We start from the raw sequence: 1,531 nt of genomic DNA on the forward strand, positions 1-1,531 counted from the left end.
CGGTAGTTGTCAAGTCAAGCTGAGACGGGTTGTGCCTGCTGTTCGACAGGTTGGTTGATCCAGGCCGTCTCGGGCAGCTTGGGCGGTTGGGGTCGTCGGGCGAAGCGGTGTGGGTGGGTGGCGTAGGCCTGGTCGAGGGTGGTCTGCCGCTGCTGGCGGATCTGAGCGGCGGTGCCGAAGTGTACGGACGCCGGGGTGTGCATCCCGATTCCGGAATGCCGATGCTCGTGGTTGTACGCGGTGAAGAAGGTGTCGCAGAACGCTCGGGCGTCAGCGAGGGATCCGAACCGGCCCGGGAAGTCCGGCACGTATTTCATGGTCTTGAACTGTGCTTCCGAGTACGGGTTGTCGTTCGATGTCCGCGGACGTGAATGCGATCGGAGGACCCCGAGGTCGGTGAGGAGTTCGGACACGGGTTTCGACACCATCGCGCCGCCCCGGTCGGCGTGGATCGTGTGCGGCTCGGCCCTGTTGCCGGCGACGGCCGTGGCGAGGAAGTCACGGGCCAGGACGGCGTCCTCGACGGCTGCGACGAGCCAGCCGGTGACGTACCGGGAGTAGATGTCGATCACGACGTAGCACCTGTACCAGACTCCTTTCACAGGGCCTTTGAGTGCGGTGATGTCCCAGGACCAGACCTGGCTGGGGCCGGTTGCGGCCAGTTCTGGACGGACCCGGGGCGGGTGTGTCGCCAGGCGCCGCCGCTCGAGGGTGTGCCCGGCAGTGCGGGCGATGCGGTACATCGTCGACAGTGAGCACCAGTACCTGCCTTCGTCCAACTCACGGGCCCACACCTGAGGGATCGCCAGATCCTGGTAGGTCGGCGAGTTGAGCAGGTCGAGCACCCGGGTGCGTTCGGCGGCGGTCAGCGCCTGCGGCGGCGGGGTGCGGGGCAGCCATGGCCCGTGCCGAGGGCCCAGCGGGCGGGCACGCCGGTAGTAGGTCGCCGGTGAGATCCCGGTCAGCGCGCACGAGCGTCGCACCGACACGTCGATCGAACGCAGCTGGGCGAACGTGCCGGTCAGGACGCTTTCGGCGGCAGGTCGTCGTCCACGCTCTCGGAGAGTTCTTCCAAGAGCGCGTGCGCTTTTCCCATAATGTCCAACGCCATCCTGGTCTTCTTCAGATCAGCCTGCAGCTTCTCGTTCTGCCGACGCAGCCTCGCCAGTTCGACCTCTTCGGCAGTTCTCTTCGGCCGCCGGGCCGGCCCGCCGGTGTCTGTCTCGTCGCCGCCCAGAAGGCCCGCGTCGCGGGCTCTCGCCCATTCGATGACATGCGACGAATAGAGCCCTTCCCGACGCAGGACTGCCCCTTTCTCGCCGTTCGGGGCGTTCTCGTACTCGGCCACGATCGCGAGCTTGTACTCCGGGCTGAACACCCGCCGTGATGGCCGTGGCGCCGGGTCGACCCCGCCGGACGGACCAGGCTGGTCGGTAGAAGGTGTGGACACGTACACAAGGATCTCCGATCCCGCCCCAGGTCAGCACCCCGAGTTCACACGAGGTGTCTCACACCATCCTGACCAAGAGGG

General features: G+C 66.8%; 2 protein-coding genes. Both read right to left on the reverse strand.

Annotated features, from left to right (window positions below):
* Positions 1–14 precede the first annotated feature (14 nt).
* Positions 15–1,025: an IS3 family transposase gene (locus AAH979_RS42915; RefSeq protein ID WP_346263857.1), complete on the reverse strand. Its 1,011-nt coding sequence runs from the start codon at positions 1,023–1,025 to the stop codon at positions 15–17.
* Positions 1,022–1,378 (reverse strand): hypothetical protein, encoded by a 357-nt coding sequence (locus AAH979_RS42920; protein ID WP_346263856.1) that lies wholly within the window; start codon positions 1,376–1,378, stop codon positions 1,022–1,024. The genes AAH979_RS42915 and AAH979_RS42920 overlap by 4 nt, the downstream gene beginning before the upstream one ends.
* Positions 1,379–1,531 lie beyond the last annotated feature (153 nt).

Source organism: Plantactinospora sp. ZYX-F-223, from assembly GCF_039649625.1.
GTDB lineage: Bacteria > Actinomycetota > Actinomycetes > Mycobacteriales > Micromonosporaceae > Plantactinospora.